The sequence below is a fragment of the Fictibacillus sp. 5RED26 genome (genome assembly GCF_015903895.1).
Lineage (GTDB): Bacteria > Bacillota > Bacilli > Bacillales > Fictibacillaceae > Fictibacillus > Fictibacillus phosphorivorans.
In genome coordinates this window covers 312,403-328,267 of the sequence record NZ_JACZDU010000003.1, presented here as the reverse complement: position 1 = coordinate 328,267, position 15,865 = coordinate 312,403, and the positions used below count along the sequence as shown (strand labels likewise).

The window sequence follows — 15,865 nt, the reverse complement described above, 5'->3', positions numbered from 1 at the left end:
GATATGAACGATGTCAAAAGACTTTGATTTGGTCATATTGGGCGGAGGGACTGGCGGCTATGTAGCTGCCATCCGAGCTGCTCAATTAGGAAAAACCGTTGCAGTTGTTGAAAAAGGAAAGCTTGGAGGTACTTGCTTACATAGAGGATGTATACCGAGTAAAGCTTTATTAAGAAGTGCTGAAGTATACAAAACAGCCAAAAAAGCTGCAGACTTTGGAGTTGATATTGAAGGAATCGGCTTGAACTTTTCCAAGATGCAAGAACGTAAGCAATCCATCGTAAATCAACTACACATGGGTGTACAAAGTTTGATGAAAAAAGGAAAGATCGAAGTCTATGAAGGAATCGGACGTATCCTAGGGCCATCCATCTTTTCTCCGATGCCAGGTACAATATCAGTTGAGTTTAATGATGGTACAGAAAATGAGATTCTAATTCCGCAGAACGTAATTGTTGCAACAGGGTCTAGACCACGTTCATTACCAGGATTAGAGATCGACGGTGATCTTGTTATGTCTAGTGATGAAGCACTTGAGATGGAGAACTTGCCATCATCAATCATCATCGTCGGCGGTGGAGTAATCGGGATTGAATGGGCGTCTATGCTCAATGATCTTGGAGTGGAAGTAACAGTACTAGAATATGCTGACAGAATCGTACCGACAGAAGACGAAGAGATTTCGAAAGAGGCTGCGCGAGTTCTCAAGAAAAAAGGGATCAAGCTCGTAACAAGTGCAAAAGTCCTTCCTGATACATTAGAAAAAGGCGAAAGCGTAATGATTTCAGCTGAACATAAAGGCGAGACAAAACAATTTAGTGCCGAGAAGATGCTCGTTTCTGTTGGACGCATGGCGAACACAGAAGGTATCGGTTTAGAAAATACCATCATAAAAGTTGAAAACGGATACATTCAGACGAATGAATACTTCCAAACCGCAGAGAGCCACATTTATGCGATCGGAGATGTAATCGGAGGACTTCAACTCGCGCATGTTGCATCCCACGAGGGGATCACGGCAGTAGAACACTTGTCTAACCTGCAACCTGAGCCGATCAACTATGATAATATTTCAAAATGTATCTATTCAAGTCCAGAGATGGCAAGTGTCGGTCTTACTGAGAAACAAGCTAAAGATCAAGGCTTTAACGTAAAAGTGGGCAAGTTTCCTTTTAAAGCGATTGGAAAAGCTCTTGTATATGGTGAAAGTGATGGGTTTGTTAAGATCGTTGCAAATAAAGACAACGATGACCTTTTAGGCGTTCATATGATCGGACCTCACGTAACGGATATGATCTCTGAAGCCGGCTTAGCGAAAGTTTTAGACGCAACACCGTGGGAGATGGCTCATACCATCCATCCACATCCATCTCTATCAGAAGTATTTGGTGAAGCAGCGTTGGCTGTTGAAGGAAAAGCGATCCATTTCTAAGGAGGTAAAACAAATGGCAGAATTACGTCATGAACAATTAGGCTTAACCAATGAAGATGTAATCCATATGTATAGAACGATGTTATTAGCAAGAAAAATTGATGAGCGTATGTGGCTATTAAACCGCGCTGGAAAAATTCCTTTCGTTATTTCGTGCCAGGGTCAAGAAGCAGCCCAAGTTGGTGCAGCGATGGCTTTAGATAATGAGAAAGATTTTGTGTTGCCGTACTACCGTGACATGGGTGTTGTTTTACAGTTTGGTATGACAGCGAAAGATCTTATGCTTTCTGGTTTTGCAAAAGCAGAAGACCCTAACAGCGGCGGTCGACAGATGCCAGGGCATTTTGGTTCTAAAAAGCTTCGTATCGTAACAGGTTCTTCGCCTGTAACAACTCAAGTTCCTCATGCTGTTGGAATCGCACTTGGTGGAAGAATGGAAGGCAAAGACCTAGTAACGTTCACAACGTTTGGTGAAGGATCTTCAAACCAGGGAGATTTCCATGAAGGAGCAAACTTTGCTTCTGTTCATAAACTTCCTGTTATCTTTATGTGTGAAAACAACAAATACGCGATTTCGGTTCCAATCTCAAAACAGCTCGCGTGTGTGAACGTTTCTGACCGTGCGATCGGTTACGGAATGCCAGGAGTAACAGTGGATGGGAATGACCCACTCGCTGTTTATGAAGCTGTTAAAGAAGCTGCTGATCGCGGTCGACGCGGTGAAGGCCCTACTTTAGTTGAGACAGTAGCGTATCGCTTAACGCCTCACTCATCAGATGATGATGATCGTGCGTACAGAACGCGTGAAGAGGTTGAAGAAGCGAAAGCAAAAGATCCGATTCATACATTTGCTGCTTACTTAAAAGAGAATGATATCTTAACAGAAGAATTAGAAAAACAGATCACTGATGAGATTCAAAAAGAAGTGGATGAAGCTACAGATTATGCAGAGAACGCAAAATATGCTGATCCTGAAAGCGCACTTCTTCATGTATACGCAGAGTAAAGGGGGAAAACGAAGATGCCGGTAATTTCATATATTGATGCTGTAACACAAGCCATTCGCGAAGAGATGCAACGCGATAAGCGAGTATTTGTAGTAGGTGAAGATGTTGGTGTACGCGGAGGAGTTTTCCGTGCAACGACTGGGTTGATTGAAGAGTTTGGTGAAGAGAGAGTGATCGACGCTCCTCTCGCAGAATCTGCTATTGCAGGAGTAGGGATCGGTGCGGCGATGTATGGTATGCGCCCGATCGCAGAGATGCAGTTTGCTGACTTTATCATGCCAGCCGTTAACCAGATTGTTTCTGAAGCTGCAAAGATCCGCTATCGTTCAAACAATGATTGGACGTGCCCGATCACGATTCGTGCTCCATATGGCGGTGGTGTCCATGGTGCACTTTATCACTCACAATCGGTTGAAGCACTATTTGCTAACGTACCAGGCTTAAAGATTGTTATGCCTTCTACGCCTTATGATGTAAAAGGTCTTTTGAAGTCTGCTATCCGTGATGAAGACCCTGTTCTTTTCTTTGAACATAAACGTGCTTACCGACTGATTAAAGGTGAAGTACCAACTGAAGAATATACATTGCCTATCGGAAAAGCAGATGTGAAACGTGAAGGTGAAGATATTACCGTTATTACATACGGACTTTGTGTACACTTTGCTCTTCAAGCGGCTGAGAAGTTAGAAAAAGACGGAATTTCAGCTCATATTCTCGATCTTCGTACCGTTTATCCATTGGATAAGGAAGCGATCATCGAGGCAGCTTCCAAAACAGGTAAAGTGCTTCTAGTAACAGAAGACAATAAAGAAGGAAGCATCATGAGTGAAGTTTCTGCGATTATTGCTGAAAATTGCTTGTTCGAATTAGATGCACCTGTTCAACGTTTAGCTGGACCAGATGTACCAGCGATGCCATATGCACCAACGATGGAAAAGCACTTTATGGTGAATCCTGACAAAGTAGAAAAAGCCATGAGAGATCTTGCGGCATTTTAACAATAGGAGGGGACTTTAATGGCTACAGAAAAAATTACAATGCCCCAATTAGGGGAAAGTGTAACAGAAGGTACGATCAGTAAATGGCTTGTTCAGCCGGGTGATACGGTAAAAAAATACGATCCACTAGCAGAAGTTATGACAGATAAAGTAAACGCAGAAGTTCCATCATCTTTTTCTGGAACGATAAAAGAGCTAGTTGCTGGCGAAGGAGACACTCTTTCTGTTGGCGAGTTGATCTGTTATATCGAAACAGAAGGAGAAGGCGAGGAAAGTGCACCTGCAGCTTCATCTTCTAAAGAAGAGAAGACTGCAGAAACGGTTTCAACACCTACAGCTTCTTCGAGTACGAGTGCTAGTAAGCCTGCGGCAAACGTTGATCGAGCGGCGAGAGGACGTTTCTCACCTGCAGTGGTACGTATGGCATCTGAACATGGCATTGATTTAGACCAAGTAGAGGGATCAGGACAAAGCGGAAGGATCACTCGAAAAGATCTTCAGAGAATCATTGATTCCGGTGAGATTCCTACAAAAGGTAACAAGCCAGCTACAGAAGATGTTTCTTCTGCAGCACCTGTTTCTTCTGGTTCTCAAGAAACGGCTCAACCGCAACAACAATCTGCGCCAGCATTAAAGCCTGTTGCTATTGATACAATGCCTGGTGATATTGAGATCCCGGTATCGGGTATCCGTAAAGCGATCGCTCAAAACATGGTCCGCTCAAAGCACGAAGCACCTCACGCATGGACGATGGTAGAAGTGGATGTAACCAACTTAGTAGAATATCGTAATTCTGTAAAAGGTGATTTTAAAACAAAAGAAGGATACAATCTTACGTTCTTGCCTTTCTTTATCAAGGCTGTTGTAGAATCACTAAAAGAATTCCCACAGATCAACTCCATGTGGGCAGGAGATAAGATCATTCAGAAAAAGGACATCAACATCTCCATTGCAGTTGCAACAGATGATGCATTGTATGTACCTGTCATCAAACACGCGGATGAAAAGTCTATCAAAGGAATCGCACGCGATGTTAAAGAACTAGCTGATAAAGTAAGAACGAATAAATTAGCTGGTGACGATATGAAAGGCGGAACGTTCACCGTAAATAACACAGGTTCTTTCGGGTCTGTGATGTCAACGCCGATCATCAACTATCCGCAAGCTGCTATCCTTTCAGTAGAATCGATCGTTAAGCGTCCAGTTGTTATGAACAATGGAATGATCGCTGTGCGTGATATGGTTAATCTTTGTCTTTCTCTTGATCATCGGGTCCTCGACGGTCTCGTTTGCGGACGCTTCTTAGCTTCGGTAAAAGCACGTTTAGAGGGTATGACAAAAGAAAACACATCCATTTATTAAAAAATGTATTTTTTAGGTTTATGCGGGTTTTATTGCGGGTAGAGATAACTATCAACACCTCCAAACCCCATAACCCCCTAAGAAAAGTGCCGTACATGTTACGGCATTTTTCTTTTTTATATGTCAGAAATTGAGTACAATAAGAAAGAAAGGAGCTGAATACGAATGAATTTTCAATTTAATCTTTTTAATGATGTAGTAGAGACGGCTCGTAAAGAAATGGTAGAGGCTGGCTATACGCAGCTATTTAAACCAGAAGATGTTGAAGAAGCTTTTAAAAAAGAAGGTACAACACTTGTTATGATTAATTCCGTTTGTGGCTGTGCTGGAGGAATCGCACGCCCTTCGGCTTCATATTCGGTAAAACAAGACGTTCGCCCAGACCATCTTGTTACGGTTTTTGCTGGACAAGATAAAGAAGCAACAGAGACAGCGCGTTCTTATTTTACAGGCTATCCGCCATCATCTCCCTCTTTTGCACTATTAAAAGATGGAGAGATCCAAATGATGGTAGAACGTCATGAGATTGAAGGTCACGAACCGATGGAAGTCGTAAACAAGCTGAGAAGTGCATTTGAAACATATTGTAAGTAGGGATTTAAGTGTGTATGAATGAGAGAAGCTGGCTCGAAATTGAGCCAGCTTTTTTTATTGTTCATAAAATGATAGAACATGGATTTATTAGCGATTCTAAGGATTTGTGAGCGATTCTAAGGATTTGTGAGCGATTCTAGGGATTTGTGAGCGATTCTAAGGATTTGTGAGCGATTCCAGAGATTTATAATCGATTCCTAGTATTTATGATTGATCACTGTGTTCTCAGACCCACAAGAACTCTCTTAATCCAACCCCAGCCTCTTTTTGACAGCCCACACATGAGACGAATGAAATAATAGCTCCTCAGCTTGATCCATATTCATCCACACTAACTCATGATCTTGATCTAATGGCTCATTTGCATACTCTCCAAAGGAACCTGTATAAAAATACCCATCATTCAATAGATGTTCCCCTTGTCTCGTTCTAAAATATTGCTTTGCATTTCCCAAAAAGTTCCCCATCTTAAATGTATAGCCTGTCTCCTCGATAATTTCTCTTTTCAAACAGACTATTTGATTTTCTCCAGTTTCTATACCGCCTCCCGGTAAGAATCCTTTTCCATTCTGAACCATAACGGCAATATTTTTACTCTTATCCGCGACTACGGCATACACAGCTTCTCGTCTACGATATCTAACATCCTTCATCTTTTCACCAAATTGCAAAATAACCAACCACCTTATGAGAATGCATATAAATACATTCAGAATTATTAAAATACTTAATTTTGCATATTTGTGTGTTAATATTCATTCTAACGAATAAATATAAATGTTTTATACAGGGGGAACTACAAATGAAACGAAATCTTTTTAGCATTTATTTTATCATAGTACTCGCGTTGTTGGCGGGATGTGGTGCGGTTGAAGAAAAGAGTTCTACAAGTACAGGGAGCGATGCGTCAGAGAAGACGTTAGTGATGGCAACCTCTGCTGATTATCCTCCATATGAATACGTGGAAACAGCAAAAGGTGGAGAGATCGTAGGCTTTGATATCGATGTAGCGAATCATATCGCTAAAAAACTTGGTTATAAAGTTGAGATAAAGGACATGGACTTTAACGGGTTGATTCCTGCATTAGACAGCGGCAAAGCTGACTTTGTAATCGCCGGTATGACACCTAATGAAGAACGTAAAAAGACGGTAGACTTTTCAGATGAATATTATGCAGCTCAACAATTGATCGTTACAAAGGATAAAGCGATTAAAAGCGTAGAAGATCTTGAAGACAAAACGATTGGCGTTCAATTGGCTTCCATTCAAGAAAAAGAAGCAGATAAATTATTAAAGGATCATACATTCGAGGTTGTTCAGCGAAACAAAGTTACAGAATTGGTACAAGAGATGAAATCAAACCGTGTAGATGCTGCAATTATTGAAGATGCAGTAGCTTACGAATTTTTGAAGAAAAATAAAGACCTTTCCTCATTCGCATTGCCAAATACAGACGCTGCAGGATCGGCTATCGCTTTTCCTAAAGATAGTGAGCTAACAAAAGAGTTTAATGAAGAATTAAAGAAGATGAAAGAAGACGGTACATTGGACGAGCTTGTTGAAAAGTGGTTCGGTGTTAAAAAATAGAGAAAGAGAGTGGTAGGCATGAACTTGGATTTTGCCCAGCTCGTGCCTTCTATTCCGTATATTTTATACGGGATATGGGTTACGTTGCAGTTCGTGGCGGTATCGTTAGTACTTGGATTTATATGGGGAACCGTACTTTCCCTTTTCAAAATAGGTAAGATCACAGTCTTAAGATGGTTTGCAGATGCATATACTTCGGTCTTTAGAGGAACGCCATTAATTCTTCAGATGCTATTGATCTATTATGCTGTACCTCAGCTGACAGGAGTCGATATTGGCGCATTTTCAGCAGGGGTATTAACATTTGCTCTTAATTCTGCCGCATATATATCAGAAATTATTCGTGCAGGTATCAATGCCGTCGACAAAGGACAGAAAGAAGCTGCCATGGCTTTAGGTGTTCCATACCGCACGATGATGTTAAGAATCATATTGCCTCAAGCATTTAAGAACATATTGCCTGCCTTGATGAACGAATTTATTACGTTAACAAAAGAATCAGCGATCGTATCGGTTATCGGAGCGCTTGATATTATGAGACGAGCTCAAATCGTAGGGGCAAGCAACTATCGCTTTTTTGAACCCTTGTTATTAGCGGGTCTTGTCTATTATCTATTAGTAATGATGTTAACATTGGCTGGTCGAGTTATGGAGAGGAGGCTTGCTAAGAGTGATTGATGTTCAAGGTTTGAAAAAGAGTTTCGGAAAGAACGAAGTATTAAAAGGAATAACGACTTCAATAAAAAAGGGAGAAGTTATAGCTGTGATCGGGCCTTCAGGATCAGGTAAGTCTACGTTTCTTCGTTGTTTGAATCTTTTAGAAACACATGATGAAGGTACGATTAAGATAGAGGATAGAGACATTAACGAGATGGAACTTCATCTTCGTAAAAAGATAGGAATGGTGTTTCAGCATTTCAATCTTTTTCCTCATCTAACCGTTTTAGAGAATGTTACATTCGCACCGCAGCAAGTATTAAAGATTTCGAAAAGTGAAGCTGAGAGGGAGGCTTTAGATCTCCTTAAAACCGTTGGGTTGAGTGAAAAAGCGAACAGTTATCCTTCTAACCTTTCAGGCGGACAAAAACAGCGTGTGGCCATAGCGAGAGCACTTGCTATGAAACCTGAAGTTATGCTTTTTGATGAACCAACTTCAGCTCTAGATCCAGAGATGGTAAAAGAAGTGCTTCAAGTAATGAAGAACCTCGTCAAGCTTGGCATGACGATGGTTATCGTGACACATGAGATGGGCTTTGCAAAAGAAGTTGCCGATCGTGTTCTGTTCATGGATGATGGGAAATTAGTAGAAGATCAAGTGCCAGCTATTTTCTTTGATAATCCGAAAACAGAACGAGCTAAAGCTTTCTTAGAAAAAGTGCTATAATGCTTAAAAAAGGACTTCTTAGCTGAAGTCCTTTTTCGTTTTTTGAATTTCATTGAAGTATGGAATAATGGTACAAGATGCAGAACGAGATGAGAAAGAAGGCATTCATTTTATGAAATTTACAATTGGCTATCGAACAGTAAAGACTGCAATCGGAGCAGGCCTTGCTATCGCCTTAGCAGAGTGGCTAGGGTTAGACTTTTATACGTCTGCTGGTATACTCACTATTCTTTGTATAAAGATAACGAAGAAGCGCTCGATCATCTCTTCATGGGAAAGGTTTGCCGCTTGTATACTCGGAATAGGTTTTGCGAGTGCGATCTTCTCACTGATCGGCTATCATCCTTACGCGCTAACCATTCTTTTGATCTTATTTATTCCAACACTCGTATCCCTAAACCTGAAGGAAGGTATCATCACATCGTCAGTTATCATCCTTCATCTATATACGCTTCAAAAAATCACATGGGAAATCGTGCTCAACGAATTTAGTATCATCGTAATTGGTATAGGAATGGGACTAATCATGAATCTCTACATGCCTTCGGTGGAAAAAATACTGTTAAACATGCAGAAGGAACTCGAAAAAAGATACAAAGTCATTTTTCATGAATTTCATCTGTATTTAGCTCATGATAAGCACGAATGGGACGGAAAAGAGATTACAGAATGTGCAGATCTTATCTCTAACGCAAAAAGCATTGCCTTTCGTGACATTGAAAATCATTTTCTACGGTACGAAAACCAGTATTATCACTACTTTAAGATGAGAGAAAAACAGTTTGAGATCATTCAGCGAATGCTACCGATCCTTTCTTCCATCGATAAAACATATGTTCAGTGTGAAAAACTAGGCAGCTTCTTCGAACGCCTAAGCGCCGCAGTTCACCCAGGAAATACAGCGGTTTTATTTTTAGATGATCTAGAAAACATGAGACAAGAATTTCGAGAGATGCATCTGCCAAAAGACAGAGACGAATTCGAAACACGCTCAAAGCTCTATCAGTTACTTCAAGACATCGAGGATTACTTGATCATCAAAAGTAAATTTAAGAAGTAGAAATTATTTTTTATTTTTCATATTTTTTTACAGATTGGCATGACTTTTAAAAAAGGTTGTTTCATTTTATTACTTGTCTTCATTGAATAAGTTGGTTGGAGTGTAAGGTGCGAGACTCCTGCGGGACAAGCGGTCAGGTGAGACCCTTAATGGCGCAAAGCGGCAAGGTGCTCACCGCCTGCCCCGCGGAAAGCGAGCGCCTGGAACGGAAATCAACTACTTTCAAATGCAGCTAAGAAAAAAACAAAAAAGCAGCTCATGACTTCCCCTGCATTTACAAATACTAAGTAAAAAATGACAGGGTGATAAAGATGGGAAAACTCAAGCTAGCTTTTATCTTGTTATTTTCACCAATATGGCCGATCGGAGACGCACATGCCTTAGGAGACCCTTATTTAATCATTAACAAAACATCCAACAGACTTGCATACGTTGAAGATGGGACCATTAAAGAAATCTACAAAGTAGCAACAGGAAAGTCGAAAGAACTAACACCAGAAGGCGAGTTTACAATCACCGTAAAAGCTGTGGATCCTTATTATCGAAAAAAAGATATTCCAGGTGGTGACAAAACGAATCCGCTCGGCACACGATGGATCGGTTTTGACGCAAACGGAACGGACGGTCGTACCTTTGGAATACATGGAAATAATAATCCATCTGCCATCGGAAGATATGTTACGGCAGGATGTATTCGTATGTATGAAAAAGATGTTCAGAAGCTTTACAGCAAACTAAAGATAGGCACAAAGATAAAAGTGATCCACTCACCAAAAAGCTTTGATGAGATTATAAAACAGTAATAATGTAAAACCCCCAGTTCAAGAGAACTGGGGGTTAACGTTTTTATAAGAAAAAAGCGACTCCTGTTAAAAGACTGCTTAGAACGAGACAAATAATCATTACATAGACAATCGTTTTTATTAATTTTTGATTCAAAGCCTTTACCCTCCTATAAACATTTCCATCTTAATTGTATCTTGTTTGGAGGGCAGAAACAAGAAATCCTAAGATACCAATTTGCAAATTTAGTCGAAAATTTGCGCTATCAAGCAGGAAAAAGCGCTTACAAAACGAAAGATGTTATGTTGAGACTATTTTTCTTTGTTAAACAGGAGGCTTCTAATGGACAAACAACAGCGTATAAAAGAGTGGCAAGAAAAGACCGAACAATCAATGAATAGATTTCCCGAACGAAAAGAGAGGTTTCATACTTCATCTGATATAGAGGTTGGAAGGCTGTATGGTACAGAGGAAGAGCATTATCCGATGGAATCACTAGGGCTTCCAGGAGAGTATCCATACACGCGTGGTTCTCAATCTACCATGTATCGTGCAAGGTTCTGGACGATGAGACAATACGCAGGGTTTGGTTCTGCTGAAGAAACGAATAAACGTTTTCGCTATCTACTTGATCAAGGGCAAACCGGGCTTTCTGTAGCATTCGACCTTCCTACACAAATCGGGTATGACTCTGATCACTCAATGTCCCGAGGGGAAGTAGGAAAAGTGGGGGTAGCGATAGACTCCATCGAAGACATGGAAGCACTTTTAAAAGACATTCCGCTCGATAAGGTAAGTACTTCGATGACGATCAACGCACCGGCCTCTGTCCTGCTCGCTATGTATATCGCTGTTGCTGAGAAGCAGGGAGTAGGTCCAGAAAAGCTCTCAGGAACGATACAGAATGATATTTTAAAAGAATACATCGCTCGTGGTACATATATTTTCCCTCCAAAGCCTTCAATGCGATTGATTACAGATATCTTCGGCTATTGTCAGGAATTTGTGCCAAAGTGGAATACGATCAGCATCTCTGGTTATCACATTCGAGAAGCTGGGGCGAATGCCGCACAAGAACTTGCTTTTACGATTGCAAATGGGCTCGCATATGTGGATGCTGCGATAGAATCCGGGTTGAAGATTGATGATTTTGCTCCGCGGTTAGCTTTTTTCTTCAACGCTCATAACCAGTTCTTTGAGGAAGTTGCTAAGTTCAGAGCAGCTCGTAGAATGTGGGCTAAACTAATGAGAGAACATTATGGCGCTAAGAATCCGAAGTCATGGCAGCTTCGTTTTCATACCCAAACAGGTGGCTCGACCCTAACTGCGCAGCAACCGGATAACAATATCGTACGTGTTACAACGCAAGCACTATCAGCCGTCCTAGGAGGAACGCAGAGCCTTCATACGAACTCAAGAGATGAAGCACTTGCTCTTCCTACAGAAGATTCGGCTCGAATCGCTCTTCGTACTCAGCAGATCTTAGCTCATGAGACAGGTGTGGCAGATACGGTTGATCCACTTGCGGGTTCTTATTACGTCGAACATTTAACAGATGAGCTGGAACGAAAAGCAAACGAATATATTGAAAAGATCAATCAGATGGGTGGTGCGGTTGCAGCGGTTGAACAAGGATACATGCAGCGAGAGATCCACCATACGTCCTATGAAACACAAAAAAAGATCGAGAATGGCCAAGAAATCATCGTCGGCATGAATAAATTTAGTATTGAAAATGAACCTCAGCCAGAACTATTAAGAGTTGATCCAACTTTAGGAGAGAAACAGAAAGAAAAGCTGCAAACACTGAAAGCAAAGAGAGATCAAAACCGAGTGAGCGCTCAGTTGGATTCGTTACGTGCTGCAGCTAAAAGTGATGATAACTTAATGCCGATCATCGTTGAGTGCGTGAAATCATATTGTACGATCGGAGAAATATGCGGTGTGCTTCGAGAAGAATTTGGAGAGTACACAGGCGTCTAAAAATAGAGAGGAGTGGAGAAACGATGAAGAAAACAATTCGTGTTTTAATTGCAAAACCAGGACTCGACGGACATGACCGAGGAGCTCTTGTTGTTTCTCAAGCACTAAGAGATTATGGAATGGAAGTCATTTATACGGGGTTAAGACAAACACCAGAACAAATAGCTGCTGCCGCTGTCCAAGAAGACGTGGATGCGATCGGTTTATCTTGTTTGTCAGGCGCACATAACGAACTTTTTCCAGAAGTGATGAGACTTCTTCATGAAAAAGGAGCAGATGATATTATCGTTGTCGGTGGTGGGGTAATTCCATGGGAAGACATTCCCTTCTTAGAGTCCAAAGGCATACAAAAAGTTTTCACGCCAGGAACTCCGACGATCGAAACAGCCAAATTTATCGAACAAGCGGTATATGAACGTGATGGGATTACAGAAGAGGTGTTTTCAGGAGTAGCGCCAGAACGGATTGATCATATTGGAATCGCTGTAAAATCTTTAGATGAAGCGCTCCCGTTTTATGTGAATGTTCTAGGATTAACACTTGAAGCGATCGAGGAAGTTCCTTCACAAAAAGTGAAAGTAGCTTTTATAAAGATCGGAGAGACGAGGTTAGAACTGCTTGAAGCCTTAACTTTAGACAGCCCTATCGCTCAGTTTATTGAAAAGCGGGGGCAAGGTGTACATCACGTTGCTCTTGGCGTTACAAACATACAAGACCGCATTGATGAGATGAAATCAAACGGGATCAAGATGATTCATGACGCTGCTGTTCCTGGCGCAGGTGGGGCGTCAGTTGCCTTCATGCATCCTTCTTCTACACATAAGGTTTTGTTTGAGCTTTGTGAGAAGACGAAATGTAAGGAGGAAGCAAAATAATGGACATCTATGACAAGATTAATGAGCTTTATGAAAAGAAAACAGAGATTGAATTAGGCGGCGGTGATGACCGTATCGATAAGCAGCATGAACGCGGAAAGTTAACGGCACGGGAACGCATCGATCTTTTACTAGATGAAGGTACGTTTGTTGAATTGAATCCTTTCATGGAGCACCGCTCACATGACTTTGGTCTATCCGGGATGAAGGCACCAGGAGAAGGTGTAGTGACGGGATACGGAAAGATTCATGGCCGTCCTATTTATCTGTTCGCTCAAGATTTTACGGTATTTGGCGGCGCTCTTGGAGAGATGCACGCGAAAAAGATTGCTGCAGTTATGGATCTTGCGGCAAAGAACGGAACTCCTTTTATCGGGTTGAACGATTCAGGAGGTGCGCGTATACAAGAAGGTGTCATGTCGCTTGATGGCTATGGCCATATCTTTTATCGAAACAGCATCTATTCAGGCGTGATTCCACAAATATCCGTTATTATGGGACCTTGTGCAGGAGGAGCGGTGTATTCCCCAGCGATCACTGATTTTGTGTTTATGGTGGAAAAGACAAGTCAGATGTTTATCACAGGACCAAAAGTGATCGAGACTGTTACCGGTGAAAAGATTTCCTCTGAAGATTTAGGCGGCGCTGAAGTTCATGGGTCGAAGAGTGGGAACGCACATTTTACAGCACCATCTGAATCAGAAGTGTTAGAAGATGTTAGACGTTTAATCTCTTACCTTCCGCAGAATAATAAAGAGAGAACGCCAGTCTTACCTTGGGGGGATGAAGAGGACGATCGCCCTGAACTAACAGAGATCATCCCATTTGATTCAACCAGGCCCTATGATGTAAGAACGGTTATCCAAGAAGTGGTGGATAAGGACTCATTCATGGAAGTTCATGCTCAATTTGCAAGAAATATAGTTGTAGGTTTTGCCAGGATTAAGGGTGAAGTGATAGGATTAGTATGTAATCAGCCAAAAGTCATGGCTGGAGGACTAGACATTGATTCTTCAGATAAAGCATCGCGTTTTATCCGTTTATGTGACTCTTTCAATATTCCAATCATCACGTTTGAGGATGTAACAGGGTTCTTTCCAGGGGTAAAACAAGAGCATGGCGGCATTATCCGTCATGGAGCAAAGATTCTTTATGCGTACTCAGAAGCAACTGTTCCAAAGATAACAATCATTCTTCGAAAAGCATATGGCGGTGCATATGTAGCTTTAAACAGTAAATCTATCGGAGCAGATCTAGTATTTGCATGGCCGAATGCTGAGATCGCTGTTATGGGGCCACAAGGAGCTGCGAATATCATCTTCGCAAAAGAGATCGAACGAAGCGAAGATCCTGAAGCGACGAGGGCCGCGAAGATCGAAGAGTATCGTACGAAGTTCGCTAACCCTTATATCGCTGCAGCAAACGGGATGGTAGATGATGTTATTGATCCGAGAGATACGAGAATCAAGTGTATTCAGGCGCTTGACATGCTGCGCAACAAGAGTGAAGACAGACCTTACAAAAAGCATGGAAACATACCACTATAAAAAGCGAGGGATACATAAATGGTAAATGCAGACCGTTTGTTAAACGAATTTTTAGAGCTTGTTCAAATTGACTCTGAGACTAGACACGAGAAAGAGATATCAATCGTTCTTAAAAAGAAATTTGAAGAGCTTGGTGTTGAAGTCTATGAAGATGATGCTGAATCAACGACAGAGCACGCAGCAGGAAATTTAATCTGTACGTTAAAAGGAAATAAAGAAGGCGTTGACACGATCTATTTCACTTCTCATATGGATACAGTTACTCCTGGTAACGGGATCAAACCTTCAATAAAAGATGGATATGTAGTAACAGATGGAACTACGATTCTTGGAGCGGATGACAAAGCAGGTCTTGCTGCGATGTTTGAAGCGATTAAAGTGCTAAAAGAAGAGAATATCTCTCACGGTGATATTCAATTTATCATTACGGTAGGAGAGGAATCTGGCTTGGTTGGTGCAAAGGCAATGGATGCGTCAAAAATCACAGCTAAATACGGTTTTGCCCTAGACAGTGATGGTCCAGTTGGAGATATTATTGTAGCTGCTCCTACACAGGCTAAAGTTCGAGCGAAGATCTATGGAAAATCGGCACATGCAGGTGTTGCTCCTGAAAAAGGCGTTTCAGCTATCACGATTGCAGCTAAAGCGATCGCTCGCATGCCACTTGGCAGAATTGATGAAGAAACGACAGCAAACATCGGCCATTTTCATGGTGGAGGTACAGGAGAGCAAACGAATATCGTTTGTGACACTGTTTTCGTACTAGCTGAAGCTCGTTCATTAATCAACGAGAAAATGGAAGTTCAAACAGCAAAAATGAAAGAAGCGTATGAATCAGCTGCTGCAGAATTAGGCGGACGTGCAGAAGTTGAAATCGAAGTAATGTATCCTGGATTCAAATTTGGTGAAGGTGATCATGTTGTAGAAGTTGCTAAAAAAGCAGCTGAGAAGATCGGACGCCCTCATAGACTTCTTCACAGTGGTGGTGGAAGTGATGCGAACATTATCGCGGGTCACGGTATTCCAACCGTAAATCTAGCTGTAGGGTATGAAGAGATCCACACAACGAATGAAAGAATGCCGATTGAGGAATTGACGAAGACGGCAGAAATGGTACTTGCAGTCATCGGAATAACAGCAGGCGAATAAGAAAAATGACGAAACTTGGCGGATTTTCGCCAAGTTTTTATTGTTTAATAGGCCTTGTTGCCTGTTTTTGTTGCTCTTTAGAACAAAATGTCGCAAAAAGTTG

Annotated in this window: 16 protein-coding genes; 14 read left to right on the top strand and 2 right to left on the bottom strand. The window is 41.5% G+C overall.

The annotated features are described in order from the left end of the window. Positions 1-10 precede the first annotated feature (10 nt). The 5 genes from lpdA (at position 11) to IHV10_RS14465 (ending at position 5,393) form a co-directional block, all read left to right on the top strand. Entirely contained in the window at positions 11-1,432 is a 1,422-nt protein-coding gene (gene lpdA, locus IHV10_RS14485) for a dihydrolipoyl dehydrogenase (RefSeq protein WP_197130952.1), read from the top strand. A gap of 13 nt (positions 1,433-1,445) precedes the next feature. Next, positions 1,446-2,438, top strand: coding sequence for a thiamine pyrophosphate-dependent dehydrogenase E1 component subunit alpha (locus IHV10_RS14480; protein ID WP_197130950.1), 993 nt, complete (start codon positions 1,446-1,448; stop codon positions 2,436-2,438). Positions 2,439-2,453: 15 nt separating this feature from the next. Then, on the top strand, positions 2,454-3,437 hold the full coding sequence (locus tag IHV10_RS14475) for an alpha-ketoacid dehydrogenase subunit beta (protein ID WP_197130948.1): 984 nt from the start codon (positions 2,454-2,456) through the stop codon (positions 3,435-3,437). A gap of 18 nt (positions 3,438-3,455) precedes the next feature. Beyond that, positions 3,456-4,799 carry a dihydrolipoamide acetyltransferase family protein gene (locus tag IHV10_RS14470; RefSeq protein ID WP_197130946.1) on the top strand — a complete coding sequence of 448 codons (1,344 nt, stop codon included), beginning with the start codon at positions 3,456-3,458 and terminating at the stop codon, positions 4,797-4,799. Positions 4,800-4,964: 165 nt separating this feature from the next. After that, entirely contained in the window at positions 4,965-5,393 is a 429-nt protein-coding gene (locus IHV10_RS14465) for a BrxA/BrxB family bacilliredoxin (protein ID WP_144699187.1), read from the top strand. A 245-nt stretch (positions 5,394-5,638) separates the two neighbouring features. On the opposite strand, the gene IHV10_RS14460 is transcribed toward IHV10_RS14465, so the two are convergent. Next, entirely contained in the window at positions 5,639-6,064 is a 426-nt protein-coding gene (locus tag IHV10_RS14460) for an NUDIX domain-containing protein (RefSeq protein ID WP_197130944.1), read from the bottom strand. Between the two features lie 131 nt (positions 6,065-6,195). Here IHV10_RS14460 and IHV10_RS14455 point away from each other — a divergent pair, with 131 nt between their 5' ends. The 5 genes from IHV10_RS14455 to IHV10_RS14435 all read left to right on the top strand — a co-directional run bounded on the left by IHV10_RS14455 (position 6,196) and on the right by IHV10_RS14435 (position 10,228). Next, on the top strand, positions 6,196-6,981 hold the full coding sequence (locus IHV10_RS14455) for a transporter substrate-binding domain-containing protein (RefSeq protein WP_197130941.1): 786 nt from the start codon (positions 6,196-6,198) through the stop codon (positions 6,979-6,981). 18 nt (positions 6,982-6,999) lie between these two features. After that, entirely contained in the window at positions 7,000-7,659 is a 660-nt protein-coding gene (locus IHV10_RS14450) for an amino acid ABC transporter permease (RefSeq protein WP_197130938.1), read from the top strand. After that, the gene (locus IHV10_RS14445; protein WP_197130935.1) at positions 7,652-8,365 is read left to right on the top strand and encodes an amino acid ABC transporter ATP-binding protein; all 714 of its coding nucleotides are present in this window, start codon (positions 7,652-7,654) and stop codon (positions 8,363-8,365) included. Before IHV10_RS14450 ends, IHV10_RS14445 begins: the two co-directional genes overlap by 8 nt. A 67-nt stretch (positions 8,366-8,432) precedes the next feature. Then, on the top strand, positions 8,433-9,425 hold the full coding sequence (locus IHV10_RS14440; RefSeq protein WP_231618298.1) for an aromatic acid exporter family protein: 993 nt from the start codon (positions 8,433-8,435) through the stop codon (positions 9,423-9,425). A gap of 311 nt (positions 9,426-9,736) precedes the next feature. Next, positions 9,737-10,228 (top strand): L,D-transpeptidase, encoded by a 492-nt coding sequence (locus tag IHV10_RS14435; protein WP_197130932.1) that lies wholly within the window; start codon positions 9,737-9,739, stop codon positions 10,226-10,228. Between the two features lie 43 nt (positions 10,229-10,271). On the opposite strand, the gene prli42 is transcribed toward IHV10_RS14435, so the two are convergent. Next, positions 10,272-10,364 (bottom strand): stressosome-associated protein Prli42, encoded by a 93-nt coding sequence (gene prli42 / locus IHV10_RS23130; protein WP_197130929.1) that lies wholly within the window; start codon positions 10,362-10,364, stop codon positions 10,272-10,274. 186 nt (positions 10,365-10,550) lie between these two features. Between prli42 and IHV10_RS14425 the strand changes: the two genes are divergently transcribed. Genes IHV10_RS14425 through IHV10_RS14410 form a run of 4 tightly spaced genes read left to right on the top strand, consistent with a single transcriptional unit; the run spans position 10,551 to position 15,762 of the window. Continuing rightward, the gene (locus tag IHV10_RS14425) at positions 10,551-12,191 is read left to right on the top strand and encodes an acyl-CoA mutase large subunit family protein (protein WP_197130913.1); all 1,641 of its coding nucleotides are present in this window, start codon (positions 10,551-10,553) and stop codon (positions 12,189-12,191) included. Positions 12,192-12,214: 23 nt separating this feature from the next. Then, positions 12,215-13,066, top strand: coding sequence for a methylmalonyl-CoA epimerase (gene mce / locus IHV10_RS14420; protein ID WP_197130910.1), 852 nt, complete (start codon positions 12,215-12,217; stop codon positions 13,064-13,066). Continuing rightward, positions 13,066-14,613, top strand: a complete 1,548-nt coding sequence (locus IHV10_RS14415; protein ID WP_144699201.1) for an acyl-CoA carboxylase subunit beta — start codon at positions 13,066-13,068, stop codon at positions 14,611-14,613. Before mce ends, IHV10_RS14415 begins: the two co-directional genes overlap by 1 nt. A gap of 18 nt (positions 14,614-14,631) precedes the next feature. Then, positions 14,632-15,762 carry a M20/M25/M40 family metallo-hydrolase gene (locus IHV10_RS14410; protein WP_197130906.1) on the top strand — a complete coding sequence of 377 codons (1,131 nt, stop codon included), beginning with the start codon at positions 14,632-14,634 and terminating at the stop codon, positions 15,760-15,762. The last annotated feature ends 103 nt before the right edge of the window (positions 15,763-15,865 follow it).